Annotated in this window: 17 protein-coding genes; 7 read left to right on the forward strand and 10 right to left on the reverse strand. The window is 61.7% G+C overall.

Translation table 11 applies throughout. The annotated features are described in order from the left end of the window. Positions 1-71: 71 nt before the first annotated feature. From SSPSH_RS07075 to SSPSH_RS07085, 3 genes are all read right to left on the reverse strand, one after another. Positions 72-1,016: an L-lactate dehydrogenase gene (locus tag SSPSH_RS07075; RefSeq protein ID WP_006915577.1), complete on the reverse strand. Its 945-nt coding sequence runs from the start codon at positions 1,014-1,016 to the stop codon at positions 72-74. A 114-nt stretch (positions 1,017-1,130) separates the two neighbouring features. Continuing rightward, a complete protein-coding gene (locus SSPSH_RS07080) occupies positions 1,131-1,334 on the reverse strand; it encodes a DUF2795 domain-containing protein (protein ID WP_006915576.1) in 204 nt (67 codons plus the stop codon). A gap of 144 nt (positions 1,335-1,478) precedes the next feature. Continuing rightward, positions 1,479-1,910 carry an RrF2 family transcriptional regulator gene (locus SSPSH_RS07085; protein WP_006915575.1) on the reverse strand — a complete coding sequence of 144 codons (432 nt, stop codon included), beginning with the start codon at positions 1,908-1,910 and terminating at the stop codon, positions 1,479-1,481. Between the two features lie 74 nt (positions 1,911-1,984). Here SSPSH_RS07085 and hmpA point away from each other — a divergent pair, with 74 nt between their 5' ends. Both hmpA and SSPSH_RS07095 read left to right on the forward strand, forming a co-directional pair. After that, positions 1,985-3,211 (forward strand): NO-inducible flavohemoprotein, encoded by a 1,227-nt coding sequence (gene hmpA, locus SSPSH_RS07090; protein WP_006915574.1) that lies wholly within the window; start codon positions 1,985-1,987, stop codon positions 3,209-3,211. Then, positions 3,208-3,531: a non-heme iron oxygenase ferredoxin subunit gene (locus SSPSH_RS07095; protein WP_006915573.1), complete on the forward strand. Its 324-nt coding sequence runs from the start codon at positions 3,208-3,210 to the stop codon at positions 3,529-3,531. The genes hmpA and SSPSH_RS07095 overlap by 4 nt, the downstream gene beginning before the upstream one ends. Before the next feature lie 48 nt (positions 3,532-3,579). Here the strand turns inward: SSPSH_RS07095 and SSPSH_RS07100 are convergent, their stop codons facing one another. Then, on the reverse strand, positions 3,580-4,269 hold the full coding sequence (locus SSPSH_RS07100; RefSeq protein ID WP_006915572.1) for a Crp/Fnr family transcriptional regulator: 690 nt from the start codon (positions 4,267-4,269) through the stop codon (positions 3,580-3,582). Between the two features lie 303 nt (positions 4,270-4,572). Here SSPSH_RS07100 and SSPSH_RS07105 point away from each other — a divergent pair, with 303 nt between their 5' ends. The 4 genes from SSPSH_RS07105 to bluB all read left to right on the forward strand — a co-directional run bounded on the left by SSPSH_RS07105 (position 4,573) and on the right by bluB (position 9,213). Beyond that, positions 4,573-5,034 carry a DUF4149 domain-containing protein gene (locus SSPSH_RS07105; protein ID WP_021031541.1) on the forward strand — a complete coding sequence of 154 codons (462 nt, stop codon included), beginning with the start codon at positions 4,573-4,575 and terminating at the stop codon, positions 5,032-5,034. A gap of 238 nt (positions 5,035-5,272) precedes the next feature. After that, on the forward strand, positions 5,273-7,429 hold the full coding sequence (locus SSPSH_RS07110) for an adenosylcobalamin-dependent ribonucleoside-diphosphate reductase (protein ID WP_021031542.1): 2,157 nt from the start codon (positions 5,273-5,275) through the stop codon (positions 7,427-7,429). A gap of 30 nt (positions 7,430-7,459) precedes the next feature. Further along, positions 7,460-8,155: a TSCPD domain-containing protein gene (locus SSPSH_RS07115; protein ID WP_006915569.1), complete on the forward strand. Its 696-nt coding sequence runs from the start codon at positions 7,460-7,462 to the stop codon at positions 8,153-8,155. A gap of 386 nt (positions 8,156-8,541) precedes the next feature. Then, positions 8,542-9,213 carry a 5,6-dimethylbenzimidazole synthase gene (gene bluB / locus SSPSH_RS07120; RefSeq protein ID WP_006915568.1) on the forward strand — a complete coding sequence of 224 codons (672 nt, stop codon included), beginning with the start codon at positions 8,542-8,544 and terminating at the stop codon, positions 9,211-9,213. A gap of 240 nt (positions 9,214-9,453) precedes the next feature. On the opposite strand, the gene SSPSH_RS07125 is transcribed toward bluB, so the two are convergent. Further along, positions 9,454-9,876 (reverse strand): hypothetical protein, encoded by a 423-nt coding sequence (locus SSPSH_RS07125; RefSeq protein WP_006915567.1) that lies wholly within the window; start codon positions 9,874-9,876, stop codon positions 9,454-9,456. A gap of 126 nt (positions 9,877-10,002) precedes the next feature. Beyond that, positions 10,003-11,163 (reverse strand): baeRF3 domain-containing protein, encoded by a 1,161-nt coding sequence (locus tag SSPSH_RS07130; protein ID WP_006915566.1) that lies wholly within the window; start codon positions 11,161-11,163, stop codon positions 10,003-10,005. 236 nt (positions 11,164-11,399) lie between these two features. Between SSPSH_RS07130 and SSPSH_RS07135 the strand changes: the two genes are divergently transcribed. After that, a complete protein-coding gene (locus SSPSH_RS07135; RefSeq protein ID WP_021031543.1) occupies positions 11,400-12,851 on the forward strand; it encodes an MFS transporter in 1,452 nt (483 codons plus the stop codon). Between the two features lie 109 nt (positions 12,852-12,960). Here the strand turns inward: SSPSH_RS07135 and SSPSH_RS07140 are convergent, their stop codons facing one another. The 4 genes from SSPSH_RS07140 to SSPSH_RS17855 form a co-directional block, all read right to left on the reverse strand. Next, on the reverse strand, positions 12,961-13,776 hold the full coding sequence (locus SSPSH_RS07140; protein ID WP_006915563.1) for a VOC family protein: 816 nt from the start codon (positions 13,774-13,776) through the stop codon (positions 12,961-12,963). Beyond that, complete coding sequence (locus SSPSH_RS07145) at positions 13,773-14,207, reverse strand: DoxX family protein (RefSeq protein WP_006915562.1); 435 nt, start codon at positions 14,205-14,207, stop codon at positions 13,773-13,775. Before SSPSH_RS07145 ends, SSPSH_RS07140 begins: the two co-directional genes overlap by 4 nt. Positions 14,208-14,315: 108 nt before the next feature. After that, complete coding sequence (locus tag SSPSH_RS07150) at positions 14,316-15,239, reverse strand: LysR family transcriptional regulator (protein ID WP_040607694.1); 924 nt, start codon at positions 15,237-15,239, stop codon at positions 14,316-14,318. Between the two features lie 127 nt (positions 15,240-15,366). Further along, positions 15,367-16,521 carry a diguanylate cyclase gene (locus SSPSH_RS17855; RefSeq protein WP_161627817.1) on the reverse strand — a complete coding sequence of 385 codons (1,155 nt, stop codon included), beginning with the start codon at positions 16,519-16,521 and terminating at the stop codon, positions 15,367-15,369. Positions 16,522-16,561 lie beyond the last annotated feature (40 nt).

Here is a 16,561-nt window from a genome sequence, read left to right on the forward strand (position 1 = left end):
TATGCGGGCCGGCCTATTCGCCGGCCTGGGCCTGGCGCCGAAAACCACGGCCTCTCGCGGGCGGTCATGAATCAGTTTTTCGATTCGTGGCGAACGGTATCAATGACGCCGCGCAGAAATGCGGCAGAGTCGTGCAGACGCTTGCGCTCTTCGTCCTCCAGCGGGCAGTCGATCACACGCGCCACGCCGGTGCGATCGATAACCGCCGGTACGCTGAGAACCACATCGTCGAGACCGTACTCGCCCTGCAGCATCACACCGACCGGCAGGATCGAATGTTCGTTGACGCTCACTGCTTGCACGATGCGAAACACGCTGGCAGCGATTCCGTGGTCGGTGTTGCCCTTGCGTCGAAAGATTTCCAGGCCGACCTGCTTGACGTCCTCCAGCACGCGGTCGCGGTCGAGTATCGGCAGATCGTGGCGAGCGCAGTAAGCGTCGAGCGGCACGCCGGCGATATTGCTCAACGACCAGGCGATGAAGGCTGTCTTGCCATGTTCGCCGAGCACGTAGCCAAAAACGTTCTTGGGATCGATGCCCAGATGATCGCCGACGATCTTCATGAAACGGGCGGTATCGATGATGCAGCCGGAACTGATCACACGGTGCCGCGGATAGCCGGTGTTCGCGATCACGAAATACGCGGTTATGTCGACCGGGTTCGTCACCAGTATCAACAGCGCATCAGGCGCGTAACGCTCCACCTCGCGGGCGATGTCGATGGTGATCTCGGCGTTGATGCTGGCGAGCTCGTCGCGCGTCTGGTCGCGCTTGATCTGGGCGCCGGCGGTGATGATGACGATATCGGCATCGCGACAATCGCTGTAATCGCCGCTGACCAACCGGGTATTGCGCGCGAACGTGAGTGCCGTGGTGTGCGAGAAATCCATGATCTCGCCCTGGGCACGTTCGCGGTCGATATCGACCAGCACAAGCTCCGAGCAGGAGCCCATCAATAGAATATAGTCACAGATGCTCACGCCGACGTTGCCGGCGCCGATGACCGCGATTTTCATAGGCTGATTTTTCCGCGTGTTGATGCCTAAGCCGGTCTGTCTGACCGCAGAGATTCCAGCCTAAGCATGCAACGATAGGGCCAGTTCGCGCTCTCGCCCATGGGTGGAAACGGGTTATTCGACCGCGCCCACCGCCCGGCTAACGGCCGCGGCATCGCTGTATTCGTCGTCGGGCAGCGCATCGATCACGGTCCGTACGCCCAGCGTGGCACCCTGCTGCTCTGCATGCGCGGCGAGCTGTTGCTTCGAGGCGGGGTATTCCATACCGCTCAGGTATGTCTGGATTTCTGCCGCGCTCGCATGATCGGGACGGGCCATAAGAGACTCCTTTCGAATAAAGCGACACCTTGCCAGCCCGTTGTTCGTCCGGCTAGCCCGCGCCGTGCTTTCCAAAGCTGTCCTACCACGATGAGCTGACTCAAAAACATCCTGCAGGCGACTCATCAGCGCTGTAGCTTGCGGTCACGGCCGGCCCAGCAATTCATGCAATACGTCGCCGTTGACCACCAGATCACTCAAATCGTAGCCATCGAGCACCTGCAGAAACGCTTGCTGTGCCTCGGCCAGCGCCCGTTTGAGCACACAAGCCGGGTCGATCGGGCATGTCGAATCCGGGCCGAAACATTCAAGCAGACGCAAATTCTCCGTACGGCGGACAAGCGCGCCGATGTTGATGGACTCGGCCGGCATGGCCAATGCGAGTCCGCCGCCGCGGCCGCGAAAACTGTGCAGATAACCGAGCTGCACGAGTGTCTGCGCCACCTTGGCGACGTGGTTGGCGGAAATACCGTAGCGGGCAGCTGCATCCTGTACGCGTGCCGGCGTACTGTCCTTGCGCACGGCCATAAAAATTAGCAGGCGCAACGCGTAATCGGTATGGGTGGTGAGCTGCATGTGCTTGACCCCAAATAGGTAAACTATATACTCATTTTAAACAGGTAAATCAGATGCCACTTTAGGAGGCACGCATGCTCACCGACCAACAGACAGAAACAATCAAGGCCACGGCGCCCGCCCTTCAGGCCTGTGGCGAAGAGCTGGCGCGCGACATGTATGCCCGCATGTTCCGCAACAACCCCGAGGTAAAGCCCTACTTCAACCCCGCCCATCAGCAATCCGGCCGTCAGCAGCGTGCCTTGGCGTCGGCGGTGTGCGCCTACGCACAGTATGTAGACAACCCGGCCGCCCTGAGCGACGTGGTGGAGCTGATCGCGAACAAGCATGTTTCGCTCGGGATTCTTCCGGAACACTACCCGATCGTCGGCAAGAACCTGCTCGCGAGCATCGAACACGTAATGGGCGCCGCCGCCACTCCGCAAGTGCTCGATGCCTGGGCCGCCGCCTACGCACAGCTGGCCGATATCTTCATCAAGCGCGAACATTCATTGTACGACGCCAAGCAGCAGCGCTACGGCTGGACTGGCTTCAAGCCGTTCGTTGTCACCCGACGCGAACCGGTATCCGACAACATCGTGTCGCTGTATCTCGAGCCCGAAGACGGCCAGCCGCTGGCCGCCCACAAGCCGGGTCAGTACGTGGCCATTCACACGTCGCTACCCAACGGCGGCACGGCCTTGCGCAATTACAGCCTGTCGAACGCGCCCGGCACGCCCTATTACCGGATTAGCGTGAAGCGCGAAGAGGCGGCGAGCGCCGGGGCACCCGCCGGCGTGTTCTCGCACTATGCACACGACGAACTGGCCGTCGGCGATCGCGTACGTCTGAGCCCGCCGTGCGGCGAATTCACGCTGTCCCCGGCCACACAACCCAGCCACCCTCTGGTGTTGCTGGCCGGCGGTGTCGGCATCACGCCGTTGCTGTCCATGCTTCACGCGGCGCTCGAGGAACAGCCGGCCCGCCCGGTGATCCTGATTCAAGCAGTGCGCGAAGAACGGCTACGGCCTTTTGTCGAGGAGTTAGGCGCGCTTGCGACCACGCATCCGAGTTTCACGCTGCACGTGCGCTATAGCGACGCGGCACCGCGAACCACGCCCGACGGCGCGCAAGTTAGTCAAGGCGTCATCGACAACACGCTACTCGACGAGCTACTGGGTGATCAGGCCGGAGAGTATTACTTCTGCGGCCCGCCCGCCATGCTCTCGCACGTATGCCAGGTTCTGGATACACGCGGCGTTGGCGCGGGCGACATGCACTACGAGTTCTTCGGTCCGGCCGACTCATTGGAGGCCGCATGACATCGTCGGACTGGACCGCGGTTGCCCGCGTCGGCGAAATCCCCGATCAGCAGTGTTTACGCTGCGATATCGACGATGAGCCGATCGCGGTCTACAACCTCCGCGGTGAGTATTTCGCGATCGAGGATCGCTGCAGCCACGACGACGGCGAACTCGCCGACGGCTGGGTCGAAAACGGGTGCGCGGTCTGTCCGCGTCACGGTGCGCGCTTCGACATTCGCACTGGGCGGGTAACCGCGCCGCCGGCCTACGAGGATATTCACAGCTTTCCGCTGCGAGTCGTCGGCGATGTGATTGAAGTGTACGACGATCGCGACTAAGCCGCGCCGGAGACGTGCTCTGGTTATGACGAGTCCGGGATGAACGCGCTACGCAGAATAACGGCGCAGCGCGCTCACGCTCGGGATATGCACGTGCGCGCCTTGCATACGAATGATGTCTTCTTCCTGGAGTACGCGCAGCACGCGCGAAAGCGTTTCCGGGGTTACGCCCAGATGGTTGGCGATCACACCCTTGCGCGTGGGCAGGCTCAGATCCGCGCTCGGGGCTTCGGCAGTCGGCACCAGACCGAGCAGATAATGAACGATGCGGTATTGCGTGTTCTGCAGCGTCAGCGCTTCGATTTCGTCCCAGTGCGACTGGATGCGCTCCGTCATACGGGCCATCACGGTCCGGCAAATCGCGAACGAAGTTTCCATCACACGCATATAGGCCGGGGTCGAGATCGACACCAGCCGTCCCGGCGTGAGCCCCTGCGCATTGACCGGGTAACGCGGCTCTCCCATGAACATCACGCTTTCGGCGAAGCTCTGCCCTGCCTGGATCAGGCGCATGATCTTTTCATGACCGCCGGCTGACACGCGAAACAGCTTGATAGTGCCACGGTCCAGCATGAAGAACGACGATGCATGATCGCCCTGGTCGAACAGCGTTTCGCCCTGTTCGAATGCCCGCACATGCAAATGCGGTCGAAGCTCCGCCATCTGCGCGTCGCTCAGATCGGCGAACAGATAGTGCTTGCGCAGTTCCGCCACCAGGCGTTCATCCGGGCTACTCATCGACAATCCTCGATCAGCCAGTACAAGCAAGACTGGCCACTGTTTCCTTGATGCCGGTCAATGGCCTGCCAGCCCAGCATCGCTATATTCCGGGCACGGAGCCTACCCGCTCAAGCGCCTGTCTTCACAATCGCCTCATAGCCGAGCACGCCCCCAAGCCACCATGATCTTCGACGAGGCCTGCATCACTATGCCGTCTATTGTACCGAGGCCATCGCACCGGCCGCATGCGCACGTGCACCACGACCCCGCGATAGCCCGTTCTTGCTGGCAACGGATACAGAACAGCGGGCACACGTGCAGATGACACTGCCCGGATTCGCGCTGGCGGTGCACGTGCTCTCGGTCGTCTGGTGGATCGGCGGACTGGCGTTCGTCACGCTCGTGTTTCTGCCGGCACTGCGGCGTGAACTCGATGACGATCCACCCCGGCTCTTTGAAGCGATCGAGCACCGCTTCTCGCTGCAAGCACGCATCGCACTCATTCTGACCGGGCTGTCCGGCTTTTACCTGCTATACGCCTTCGATGCCTGGGCATGGCTGGCATTACCGCGTTTCTGGTGGTTGCAGGCGATGATCGGCTACTGGCTGTTGTTCGCGCTGGCACTGTTCGTCGCCGAGCCGCTCGGTCTAATGCAACGGCTATTTTTCGGCGCGCGCGACCCAAATCGTGCGTGGCGATACTTTCATGCTCTACATGCTGCTCTATTGGCCGGCGGCGCTGTCATCATCGCCGCAGCCGTTGCAGCCAATCACGGGCTCTAGCCACCCCGGCGCTGCTATCCGCCAGCCCAAGCCGTCAAGCGTTTGCCGGCGGAGCCCTTGAAAACTGCGACGCGACGACGCGCCCGAGCGCTACAGGCCGCGCTATCGACGCTAGCGCCTCAATGCACGCCCTGCATTAAACACAACATGTAGCGATTGACGCAGATCAAACCACAACATGGCGCGTTCCGGGATAGTGCCGCGCATATTCGGCTTACTGCCGCTCCAGGAGAACGGTATGACATCCATCGCCCTCGCCCGTCGCCCTTCCAGCGCCGATTTCGACATCCCGCTACAGGCGGCGTCACTGGATATCTGGGATAAAAAATATCGATTGAAGTCCAAGGACGGGCAGCCGCTGGACGCGGATGTGGACGCCACCCGTCAACGTGTCGCCCGGGCGCTCGCCGACGTCGAGACGAACGACGACAAGCGCGAGGAATGGTATAAGAAATTTCTCTGGGCGCTGCGCCACGGCGCCATCCCGGCCGGCCGTATCATCTCCAATGCCGGCGCACAGGCACACAAACCGGCCACGTCCACCATCAACTGCACGGTCTCGGGCATCGTCGAAGACTCCATGGATGCGATTCTGGGCAAGGTGCACGAAGCCGGGCTCACGCTTAAAGCCGGCTGCGGCATCGGCTACGAGTTCTCCACGCTGCGGCCGAAGGGCGCCTATGTTTCGGGGGCTGGCGCCTATACATCCGGGCCGCTGTCGTTCATGGATATCTACGATCGCATGTGCTTCACGGTGTCCTCCGCGGGCGGTCGCCGGGGCGCGCAGATGGCCACCTTCGATGTCGGCCATCCGGACGTGCTCGACTTCATCCGTGCCAAGCGCGAATCCGGTCGGCTGCGGCAATTCAATCTGTCGCTGCTGATCACCGACGAGTTCATGCAGGCCGTACAAAGCGATGCCGATTGGCCGCTCGCGTTCCCGCTGCTCGAAGAAGAAGCATCGAGCGGCGAAGTGAATGTCGATGATCCGGCCCAGGTGATCTGGCGGGAGTGGCCATGCAGCGAGGGTTACGTCTCGCGCGAGGACGGCGCGGTGGCGTGCCGCATCTATCGAACGGTCAAGGCCCGGCGTGTATGGGACATGATCATGACGTCGACCTATGACTACGCCGAACCGGGCTTCATTCTCATCGACCGCGTCAACGAACTGAACAACAACTGGTTCTGCGAAGAAATCCGGGCGACCAATCCCTGCGGCGAGCAGCCGCTGCCGCCTTATGGCGCCTGTCTGCTGGGCTCGATCGACCTGACCTGTTTCGTGCGTGACCCGTTTACCGACAACGCCCATTTCGACTGGGACGAATACGCCCAGGTGGTCGACGTGTTCACTCGAATGCTGGACAACGTCGTGGAGATCAACGGTTTGCCACTGGCACGCCAGCGCGAAGAGATCATGCGCAAGCGGCGCCACGGCATGGGCTTTCTCGGGCTCGGTTCCGCGCTGACCATGCTGCGTATGAAATACGGCGATCCCGACTCGCTGGAATTCACCGAGCGCGTCGCAAAAGAGATGGCCCTGCAAGGCTGGCGTGCCGGGCTACAGCTCGCCGAGGAAAAAGGCGCCGCGCCGATCATGGACGAAGAATTCACGGTCAGCGAGGCAATGGTCACGCGCCGCCCGGAGATGATCGCCGACGGCTATAGCGTCGGCGATACGATCAAGGCGCGCGTGCTGCACGCCAAGTACAGCCGCTACATGCAAAAGATCGCCGCCGAAGATCCGTCACTGGTCGAACGGCTTGCCGAACACGGCGCCCGCTTCACCCACCACAGCTCGATCGCGCCCACCGGCACGATCTCCTTGTCGCTGGCGAACAACGCCAGTAACGGCATCGAGCCGAGCTTTGCACACCACTACTTTCGCAACGTCATTCGCGAAGGCCGCAAGTCGAAAGAAAAGGTGGATGTCTTTTCGATGGAGCTGCTCGCCTATCGGCACCTCATCGATGCCGAGGCACGCCCAGGCACCGATCCACAGACACGCAATCTGCCGGCGTACTTCATCACGGCCGATGAGATCACGCCCAAACAGCATGTTGATGTGCAGGCCGCGGCCCAGAAATGGATCGACTCCAGCATCTCGAAGACGGCCAATGTGCCGACCGATTATCCGTACGAGGATTTCAAGGACATCTATCGCTACGCCCATCAACAGGGCCTCAAGGGCTGCACCACGTTTCGCTTCAACCCGGAGGCGTTCCAGGGCGTGCTGGTCAAGGAAAGTGACCTGAGCAACACCACGTACCGCTTCGTACTGGACGACGGCGCCGTGGTCGAAGCCAAAGGCGGCGACGAGATCGAATACGACGGTGAAACCCATACCGCCGCCAACCTGTTCGATGCCTTGAAAGAAGGCTACTACGGCCGCTTCTGAGCCTACGGCTTACCACCAGAGAACAAGATCATGGCCATAAGAATCGACCGCAAGATCGTCGACTACAACGTCGCCCGACCGGACGACGAAGCGCCGCAAGCGCCCGCCGCACCGGAAATCGAGCACATGCACGAGCAGCTGCAGCGCCCGGACCGGCTCGAAGGCAAGAGCTACAAGGTGAAAACACCACTGTCCGACCATGCGTTGTACGTCACCATCAACCACGTCGTACTCAACGCCGGTACCGAGCACGAGTCACGCCGTCCGTTCGAGATGTTCATCAACTCGAAGAACATGGACCATTTTCAATGGATTGTGGCGCTCACGCGTATCGTGTCTGCCGTATTCCGCAAGGGCGGCGACTGCACGTTTCTGGTGGAAGAGCTCAAGAGCGTATTCGACCCGCGCGGCGGTTACTTCAAGAAAGGCGGCAAGTTCATGCCGTCGCTGGTCGCCGAGATCGGGGACATCCTTGAGCAGCATCTTCAGCATATCGGGATGCTCGATGTCGACCCGCTGGATGAACACCAGAAAGCGTTCATTGCCGCCAAGCGCGCGGAAATCGACGCCCGGCAACCGCAAAAACAGACCGACGCCGATTGCGACGACAGCGCGGCCGAATTCCCTGACGGCGCGCAGCTGTGTACCAAGTGCCATACCAAGGCCATGGTGATGATGGACGGCTGCCTCACCTGCCTGAACTGCGGCGACTCCAAGTGCGGCTAGCGGCTCGCCGCGCCGGGAACCAGTAACTGCCGGTGTTTTGCCGGTACCGGCGCATAGTCGCCGCCCTGCGGCAGGTGTTAACAAAGAAACCGGCATGTCAGCTGTCGGCAAGCAGTTATTGCGGTTGCCTTGTCCACGCACGCCTGATGCGAACGTAATCGAATCGTTCTTCGACCTTCCCCACGGGATTCTCTTGAATACCATCCGGGCTTACCGGCCGCACGCTCGGGTGATTGACGGGCGCGTACAGCCCGCTAGAGCGAGCCGGCAGAAGACCGAATCGACGCAGAGCGCTCCCTGCGGATACGCCCGGCCACGTGCCCGGCTCGCGCGTATCGTCGCGAGCCGCTAACGTCTGTTACGAAATTGAGCACGACGCTTTCAGAATGGACACCCACCGCTACAGTGCCAGCGACATCGACGCGGTCTATCGCGTGATCGCCCAACGACGCGACATGCGCCATTTCCGACCCGATCCGGTCGCGCCGGAGATGCTCCAGCGCGTACTGGCCGCGGCGCATTGCGCGCCGAGTGTCGGCTACATGCAGCCCTGGCGATTCATTCGTGTGCTCGACCGCGCCTTGCGCGCGGCCATTCGCGACGATGTGGAAGCCGAGCGGCTACGCACCGCCGAGGCCATGGGCGAACGACACGATGAATTCATGCAGCTCAAGGTCGAAGGCATGGACCAGTGTGCCGAACTGCTGGTAGTCGCCTTGACCGACGGTCGCGCGCGCCATGTATTCGGGCGCCGCACGATGCCGGAAATGGATCTGGCCTCGGCCGCCTGTGCGATTCAGAATCTCTGGCTGGCCGCGCGGGCCGAAGGCCTGGGCATGGGCTGGGTTTCGCTTTTCGAACCCGAGGTACTGGCACGTCGGCTTGATATGCCCGCGGGTGCCGCACCGATCGCCATTCTCTGTCTCGGCCACGTGGACGCGTTCTACGATCGCCCCATGCTCGCTGAACAGGGCTGGGCCGAACGTTTATCGCTGACCGATCTCATCGGCGTCGACAGCTGGCCGCGTGCGTCGGATGATACGAAACGCTCGTCTTAAACCACGTCAATGCGCATGTCGACTGTTTGACGCCAACATTCTTTTGTAGAACGCACCAAAGCGATCGTCACCGGCATTGGCCACCGCGTGAGCGTCCAACCTGCGCCTGCGGTCGGTTCTGCCTCAAGATGTGTCGTATACCGGCGTCGTTTCATAAGCCTTCGCGGCTCATACCACGTTCGCACAAGAACGCATGCGCACTCTAGTGTTCGGGCGGGCCCCACGATACGCCCGTCCCCATCAACGCTCGGTCGCCGGATCGCCGCCGCGCCCGTCATTACGATCACGCGCCGTATCGCCGCTGCCGTGGCTGCGTTCGGTGCTGTGATCGTTTTCGGCTGCACCGGTACGGCGTAAGTCGCGATCGCTTTCGTCGTCGTTGTCGCGGTCGGTGGCAAGATCGTCGTCCGGCGCCCCGGTACGGTTCCGGTCGCGATCGTCGTCGCTGCGCTGGGTGGCATAGTAACGGTCATCCGGACGACCCTGATCGCGGGTGGCACGCCTATCGTCCGCCGCATTGCCCATAGACCGTCCCGGCTCGGTCGCGCCATCGGCCATGGCGGCCGGTGCGTTGCCGGACCGACGTGCGGCTGGATCTGCGGCCTGGGCCGCGCTTGCGCCGAACAATACGGTCGCAACGAGTAATGTCGTACGAAAAATCATGGGGCACTCCATGGTTGAGACCGTCCGGTCTTGAGTTCGAGCCAAAAAAAGGCGGCCATTCAAGCATGACCGCCCTTGCCTTTCGTTACCAGCCGTTAGCGGCTGCCCACACGGCCTTCGACGCGCTTATGCCTCGGGCTGCATGGCGTAACGCAGAACGGCAGCCACGCCCGTATCCGTGGGCATGAGGTTGCCGGGCACGAATTTGACGTCACCATCACTGGCGATCACGAACTCGGCGATTTTGTCGAGCACGTCGTCGGTTTGACCGTCGCCCGCGGCGCCGTATTCGACTGCGCCATTGCTATCGACCGTGCCTTCGATACGCGCGGTCTCGTCGATCAACAGGGTATCGATTTGCCCGATGGTGGCCGAGTAAGCGACGTCTTCCAGCGCGTTTGCGCCTTCCTTATGCGCGGCACGCTCGTGATAGCGCTCAATGATCTGCTCGATATTGTCGCGCGTGGCGCGTTCGGCCACTTTCCAGGCCTGCTCGCCGAGATTGCTCTGGCGAATCGCTTCGAACGGATCATGGTCCAAGCCGTTCTCGAGCAGATTCGGATGCTCGCTGACCTCGCGATACAGGCCTTGATGCTCGGCGACGGCTGCCAGCACCAACGGCCGGTTGGTGTTGCCGTGGTACTCGCGGATCGCCTTGTCGACTTCCTTGAAATAGTTCTTCAGATCGGTGCTGTTGCTGCCGGCGCTCTCGGAATCCTTTCGATTCGGCGAGGTGTCCGGTTTGCCGAGCGCTTCGCCCATGCCGCGCGGCACGTCACTGTGCAGGTCGATTTCAACGATGGCGTCCTGGTTGGCGTCGTAGAGTGCGACCTCTTGAACGCTCACGCACAGAATCTGATAAGACATCCAGTTCGAAGCCGCACGCAGCGCCGGGCGCAGGTGGAACGACTCGGCGACGATCCCCTGTGCTTCGACCGGGCTGGTCATCATGCGACGCACGGTGAAGCGCTTGGGCGATGCGAACACGGCCAGCCCGTACTGCTGATGTGTCCAGAACTCGTCATTGGCGCCGACCGATTCGAGCTTTTCAAGCAGCGCGTCGCGCTCGTACTTGTCCATATCACGCCGATCGAGCGCTTCGCCGACCTTCTTGACCTGATCCTTATAAAGGATGCGGTTTTCTTCGCGATAGTTCGATACCGGCGTGGTCGGTACATAGATCGTCACGCAGGGCGATTCGTCCGCCAGCGTAAGCGAATTGATGTCGCGCGACTGCAGCATCGGCGCATCGGTTTCGGGCATATCGTTCTCTTTAGAATCGGTCATGATGATCGATCGATCTCCAACTGTTGTTCAATTCGTATGCTGCGTTACCTATTCTCGATGCTGGCCGTACCGCCTTTTTCAACAGTTCATTTTCAGTTCGGCTGTCTGACCCATGGTGTGCATCCGACTCGAGCACGCGGCCGAAGCGACCGTCCGCCGTCGAATACACGAATCACATCCCGTTGCAGGCAGTCTTCGTGGCAAAGTAAGCGCCGTTTTCCGACTCGACGCGTTGAATGAATCGCCTCTCCGATACCGCATCGGCCTCGCCGCTAACGAACCCCCTACTGCTGGTCATGGTCCTGGCCGCGTTCACGAGCGTGCTCAACAACAGCATGGTCAACGTGGCGATTCCGACTATCAGTACCCACCTCGACGTATCGCCCAGTCTGTCGGGCTGGGTGATCACCGCGTTTTCGATCGTGTTCGCCACGGGTGTGGCGCTGTATGGGCGCGTATCCGACAGCTACAGCTTTCGCGTGACGTTTCTCGCCGCGCTCGTGATCTTCGGCGTGGGGTCATTGACCTGCGCGCTTGCCCCCAGCTTCGGCTGGCTTGTCGCCGGTCGTGCGATTCAGGCAGCGGGCGCGGCAGCCATACCGTCGCTGGCGTTCGGCTCGGTGGCCCGCCTTTTCCCGCCGGGCAAGCGCGGCGTGGTTTTCGGCACCTTGTCTTCGGCGATCGGGCTCGGCGCCGCAACCGGGCCGTTGATTGGCGGCCTCGGCGTGAGTGCATTCGGCTGGCGCGTGTTGTTCTACGGCACGCTTGCCGTAATCGGCCTGCTGTTCGTTGCGGCGTGGCGGTTCCTGCCCGATTTGAACGCCCAGCGCGAGCGCCAGCCACACCGTTTCGCCCGGCTCGATCTACCGGGCGGATTGCTGCTCGCGCTCGGTGCGGCCACTCTACTATTCGGCGTGACGGCGGCGAACCATTCCGGCTTGGCGGCGCCTCAGTCCTGGGGTGCACTGCTTTTGTCCGCGAGCATGATCGGCGGCTTCGTATGGCGTATCCGAACGGCCACGCATCCTTTTGCGCCGCCCCGGTTGTTTGCCAACCGACAATTCCTCTCGGCGGCCGCGATTGCACTGTTGTCGCAGGCTGCCTTCATCGGCGGCGGGCTGTTTCTCACGCCGCTTTTGTTGATCAACCAGCTTGGTCTGACAGCATTTCAGACCGGGCTTGTGGTAGCGCCCGGCGCAATCGCGGTCGCACTGCTGGCGCCCACGATCGGTCGGTTGTCGGACAAGTTCGGCCCCCGTGCGGTTCTCGGCATCAGCCTGACATGGCTTCTGTTCGGCCTGTTGTTCATGTCGTCGTTCGCGGTGGGCGCCTCGCCGTGGATGGTCGCGATCGCCCTGGTCATCGCGAGCATCGGCTATGCGGGCGTGACATCGCCGGCGGCAAATGCCGCCTCCAAGGCCTTGTCGCCGGAGATTGCAGGCGTCGGCTTTGGTATCTATCAGCTGTTCTTCTTCATGGGCGCGGGCACCGGCGCCGCGGTATTCGGTTCGGTGCTTTCCGCGCGCCAGCAAAGTGCGGGCGCTGCACTGAACCCACTTTATGAAGGCGGCTTGGCGACGGCGGCGTTCTCGGACGCGTATCTGGTCGCCTGTATTGCGGTCCTCGTCGCCATGACCTTGCTGGTCGGCCTCGGACGTAGCGAACCGGCACGAGCCGATCCGGCCTGATGCCGGAAAAGCGAACTGGACATCGCCAAGCGAAAATCAGCGGGCGATGTCCGCCCGCGCAGCATTGACCCGCCACAAGTGATAACGACTGACTCGGGCGCTCAGCGGATCACCCCGTAACCACGGGAGACGCCCGGCGTGGCGCGATCTGATAGCGCACGCCCCACGAATCGGCGATCTCGACGGCGCGGGTCGGCCCCGGCGCCAGTCCGAGCGCAATCTGCTGCAAGCCGGCCATGGTACGGGGGCGCTCAGCGGCGCCGGCACTGTTCCAGCTATTGGCCGCGATATGGTGGTGATAGCCGTCCCGCGAGAAGAAACTCGCACCCGGGTACCGACAAGTCAGATCGAGCCCGATCTGTTCGCCGAAAAATGCTTCGGCCCGGCGCGTATCGCCAACCTGCAGATGCACGTGGCCGATACGCGCGTCCCGGGCGACACCCGCCCAGGCGCTTTCGTCCGCGTCGGCAAGCAACGCGGGCACATCGAGCCGCGTGGTCGCCATCTGTACGCGGCTGTCGTGCCAGTGCCACGTCTCGCGCGGCCGGTCGGCATAGACCTCCACGCCGTTGCCTTCCGGATCGTGCAAATAGAGCGCTTCGCTGACTCGATGATCGGAGGCGCCATCGAGGCGCACGCCGCGCTCGATCGCATGCCGAAGCCAGCGTGCGAGCTCGGTGCGCGACGGCATGAGAAAGGCCGTATGAAACAGTCCCGCAGCATGCGGATCGGGCACATCGGCATGCCGTCGTTCGGTCAGTCGCAGAAAGCCCCGACCGCCGGCGCCGAGCGTGACCCAATTGGCCTGTTCGTGTACCGGATGCAGTCCAAGCACGTTTTCATAAAATGCTCGCGTAAGGGCAAGATCACGCACCGCGAGTTCGACCTGCTCGATGGTCACGGTATCGGTTGCTGATGTGCTCATCGGACGCTTTCCTTCGAGCGAGCCGCCACTACCGTTGCGCGCGACTGCCAGGCCGCCGCACCGTTGCCGCATAACGCCTGCACCACAAGGGCAACGATCCAGAACGCCGGATATTCCCAACCGCCGCCTTCATTGCTGAACATGAAACCGTTGGCGCCGTGGGCGGAAACGATCGTGCCCAACAGCAACGGCACCATGGCCACCGCCACCAGTCGCGGCCAGAGACCGACGATCAGCGCAGCGCCGCCAGCAAGTTCCCACGCGATCGCGATATAGGCGAGTGCGGCCAGCAAACCGAGGCTGGAAAAATACTCGGCCGTGCCGGCCGGGGTGAACACGAATATCTTCACACCGGCATGAAACAGAAACAGCCCGCCGAGAACGACGCGCAGGATAAGGAGCCCCCAGGGCGCAAAACGATTATCGATCATGAAAAACCTCATGGATGCCATATAACTCGGACACGCAGGATGCGCGCTAGCCGAACCGGCCACTAGCCGGGCAATCGCGATTTAACAATTTCGATAATGGAAAGAATGTCAGGGGCCGGCGTGCCCCGTCTCCCAGCTGGGCGGATCATCGAAATGGTCCACCAGCCAGTCGATCAGAAGCCGAACCTTGCGCGGTGGGCGCTGTCCGGCCGGATGCAGTACATAGACACCCGTTCCCGGCGACGTCCATTCCGGCAGCAGTCGTACGAGGTCCCCCGATGCCACGCTGGCAGCGGCCACGAAGCTGGGTATACGTGCGATCCCGAGTTCCGCACAGGCTGCATCGAGCACCGCCTCGGCGTTCGAAAAGCTGAGCCTTGATTCGACTGCCACCCGTGTAGCGGGCGTGTGCTCACCCGCTTCGAACCCCCAGATGCATGGATCACGAAAGTTGGCGTCGATGATGCAATCGTGTGCGGCCAGATCAGCGGGCGTCTGCGGCGTGCCGCGGGCCTGCAGGTACGCCGGTGCCGCGACCAGCCAGTCCCGCGATGAAGTCAGACGACGCGCAATCAGCGTACTGTCCGCCAGGCGGCCGATACGTACCGCCGCATCGTAACCTTCCTGGACGAGATTCACGGCCTCGTCACTGAATGTCACGTCGAGACTGATACGCTCATAATGGGCCGCGAACGCATTCAGACTGGGCACCACCCAACGCACCCCAAACGTATGCGGCACCGAAATACGCAGGCGCCCGGTCGGCTCGACAGTACCGGCCGTGACGGCGGCGTCCAGTTCATCCAGGGATTCCAACAGCCGCCGCACGCCCTCGAAATAGGTCTGGCCGGCTTCTGTGACCGACAATGCCCGCGTCGTTCGCTTGATCAGCTGCACGCCGAGTTCGGTTTCCAGGCGCGCAATCATTTTCGACGCCGTTGCCGCACTCACCCCCATGCGCCGTGCTGCGGCCGCAAAACTGCCCAGTTCGAGCACCGCCACCAGCATCCGGTCACATTCGTAACGATTCATTCACGTATTGTGGCCAGCGCCAGAGGCGTTGGCGAGCCCCGTGCACAAGACCTTATTGACCAAGCCCGCGTAGCGACGCTTTTATCCGCGTACTCGGCAATGGACATTCGCACGATGAGCAATGGCTCTATTGCTGTTGCGACTGGCGATGATTCGGTGGCGCCCGGTAGCGAAATACCGTGGTATTGCGCCCGCGGCATTTGGCGGCATAAAGCGCGTGATCGGCGCGCTCCATCCAGATTTCGATGCTATCTGCCGGTTCGAACGCGACGCCGCCGCTGAATCGTACGGGCCCATGCTCAAGCGGTTGCTTTTCGCACGCTTCGCGCAGCAATTCGTCGACCTTTTCGACCTTCGCCTGGTCGGCGCCGGGCAGAAGCACGGCAAACTCCTCGCCGCCGCAGCGCCCCGCGGTACCGCCGTGCGCGCGAACCACGTTTCGCAACACCCGCGAGAAAAACTTCAAGGTCGTGTCACCGTAGACATGCCCGTAGGTGTCGTTGATGTCCTTGAAGTAGTCCAGATCGTAAAGAATCAACGCGCCTTCTACGCCGCGCTCGGCCTCGGTCTGTCGACAGTAAGCGTCGGCGATCGCATAGAACGAACCGTGGTTGAACAAGCCGGTAAGACTGTCGCGCCGGCCTGCCTCTCGCAGTTTTTCCGCATACTCGTTGATCAGACGTTGTTCGCTTTCGAAGCGGCGAAAGAATCCACCGACCATGACCAGCAACAAGCCAATGCTGAGCGTATAGGTCATCGCGGCATCGATGGCATGCGCCGCCCGGGAGGGATAGGGGTCGATCCAGCCCGGTGAACGATAATCCAGCCATAGCAAAAGATAAGGAACGGCCAGAAAAAGCAAAGCGATCAGCAGGCGTTGCCAAGGCGCCACGAGCAGCACGCAGAACGCGTAGCCGGCGACCACCAGGAACAGCAGAAGGCTCGGGCCATCCATGCCCTGGTTGTATATCCAGTTCAGCGGCAATAGTGCGATTGCGATGAGACAGCAGGAGACCTTCGCGGATTGCCTGGCGTAGTGCCCACGGCGCAAATAAGCCCAGATGGATAAAAGTCCCGCGCCGATAATCGTCACTACGACGATGAAAAACGTATCGGTCAGATTCGCCAGATAATTGAGCAACGCGCCGCCAAAGCAGCCCACTGCCGCGAAGAAGACGAACCCGCGGTTCATTCGCTGTTCGGGCGATTCGACATTGCCTTCAAGCAGCCAGCGCCAGTACCGGGTGAGCGTATGCACCAGATTCTTGTCGGGATCTGTCATGAAAAACCGGCCCACGCCTGTACTGGTCCCAATATGGCTC

The sequence above is a fragment of the Salinisphaera shabanensis E1L3A genome, assembly GCF_000215955.2.
Lineage (GTDB): Bacteria > Pseudomonadota > Gammaproteobacteria > Nevskiales > Salinisphaeraceae > Salinisphaera > Salinisphaera shabanensis.

Bases quoted from the DNA above. Each gene is read 5' to 3' on its own strand.
- SSPSH_RS07075 (WP_006915577.1), bottom strand. From the start codon at position 1,016: ATGAAAATCGCGGTCATCGGCGCCGGCAACGTCGGCGTGAGCATCTGT.
- SSPSH_RS07080 (WP_006915576.1), bottom strand. From the start codon at position 1,334: ATGGCCCGTCCCGATCATGCGAGCGCGGCAGAAATCCAGACATACCTG.
- SSPSH_RS07085 (WP_006915575.1), bottom strand. From the start codon at position 1,910: ATGCAGCTCACCACCCATACCGATTACGCGTTGCGCCTGCTAATTTTT.
- hmpA (WP_006915574.1), top strand. From the start codon at position 1,985: ATGCTCACCGACCAACAGACAGAAACAATCAAGGCCACGGCGCCCGCC.
- SSPSH_RS07095 (WP_006915573.1), top strand. From the start codon at position 3,208: ATGACATCGTCGGACTGGACCGCGGTTGCCCGCGTCGGCGAAATCCCC.
- SSPSH_RS07100 (WP_006915572.1), bottom strand. From the start codon at position 4,269: ATGAGTAGCCCGGATGAACGCCTGGTGGCGGAACTGCGCAAGCACTAT.
- SSPSH_RS07105 (WP_021031541.1), top strand. From the start codon at position 4,573: ATGACACTGCCCGGATTCGCGCTGGCGGTGCACGTGCTCTCGGTCGTC.
- SSPSH_RS07110 (WP_021031542.1), top strand. From the start codon at position 5,273: ATGACATCCATCGCCCTCGCCCGTCGCCCTTCCAGCGCCGATTTCGAC.
- SSPSH_RS07115 (WP_006915569.1), top strand. From the start codon at position 7,460: ATGGCCATAAGAATCGACCGCAAGATCGTCGACTACAACGTCGCCCGA.
- bluB (WP_006915568.1), top strand. From the start codon at position 8,542: ATGGACACCCACCGCTACAGTGCCAGCGACATCGACGCGGTCTATCGC.
- SSPSH_RS07125 (WP_006915567.1), bottom strand. From the start codon at position 9,876: ATGATTTTTCGTACGACATTACTCGTTGCGACCGTATTGTTCGGCGCA.
- SSPSH_RS07130 (WP_006915566.1), bottom strand. From the start codon at position 11,163: ATGACCGATTCTAAAGAGAACGATATGCCCGAAACCGATGCGCCGATG.
- SSPSH_RS07135 (WP_021031543.1), top strand. From the start codon at position 11,400: ATGAATCGCCTCTCCGATACCGCATCGGCCTCGCCGCTAACGAACCCC.
- SSPSH_RS07140 (WP_006915563.1), bottom strand. From the start codon at position 13,776: ATGAGCACATCAGCAACCGATACCGTGACCATCGAGCAGGTCGAACTC.
- SSPSH_RS07145 (WP_006915562.1), bottom strand. From the start codon at position 14,207: ATGATCGATAATCGTTTTGCGCCCTGGGGGCTCCTTATCCTGCGCGTC.
- SSPSH_RS07150 (WP_040607694.1), bottom strand. From the start codon at position 15,239: ATGAATCGTTACGAATGTGACCGGATGCTGGTGGCGGTGCTCGAACTG.
- SSPSH_RS17855 (WP_161627817.1), bottom strand. From the start codon at position 16,521: ATGACAGATCCCGACAAGAATCTGGTGCATACGCTCACCCGGTACTGG.